The organism is Flavobacterium hungaricum, assembly GCF_015182285.1.
GTDB lineage: Bacteria > Bacteroidota > Bacteroidia > Flavobacteriales > Flavobacteriaceae > Flavobacterium > Flavobacterium hungaricum.
In genome coordinates, this window is sequence record NZ_PRDM01000010.1 from 1 (window position 1) to 677 (window position 677).

Annotated in this window: 1 protein-coding gene; it reads left to right on the top strand. The window is 43.3% G+C overall.

Features of this window, described 5'->3' with window-relative positions; all coding sequences use genetic code 11:
• On the top strand, positions 1-677 hold a 677-nt coding region (locus C4F50_RS25560; RefSeq protein WP_489114254.1), incomplete at both ends, for an HYR-like domain-containing protein.

The following is a 677-nucleotide window of genomic DNA, read 5'->3' on the forward strand; positions in this document are numbered from 1 at the left end:
ATTTCTGAAACTTTCACACAGGTGATTACGATTCAGGATACCACTGCACCAATCTGGACAACCCAAGCCGGTTCTTTAAACCAAACAATAGAATGCAGTAACCAGGAAGCTTTGACTTCGGCGCAGGCCTTATTCCCTATTGCTTCTGATGCTTGTGATACAAATGTGAGCAACATTACTAAAGTAAGCGGTCAGTTTACAGCTTCTGAAGGATGCGGAAATGCCGGAACTTATACCAATACCTGGACAGTTAAAGATGACTGTGGCAATATTTCTGAAACTTTCACACAGGTGATTACGATTCAGGATACCACTGCACCAATCTGGACAACCCAAGCCGGTTCTTTAAACCAAACAATAGAATGCAGTAACCAGGAAGCTTTGACTTCGGCGCAGGACTTATTCCCTATTGCTTCAGATGCTTGCGATACTAATGTTAGTAACATTACAAAAGTAAGCGGTCAGTTTACAGCTTCTGAAGGATGCGGAAATGCCGGAACTTATACCAATACCTGGACAGTTAAAGACGACTGCGGTAATACTTCTGAAACTTTCACGCAGGTGATTACGATTCAAGATACCACTGCACCAATCTGGACAACCCAAGCCGGTTCTTTAAACCAAACAATAGAATGCAGTAACCAGGAAGCTTTAACTTCGGCGCAGGCCTTATTCCC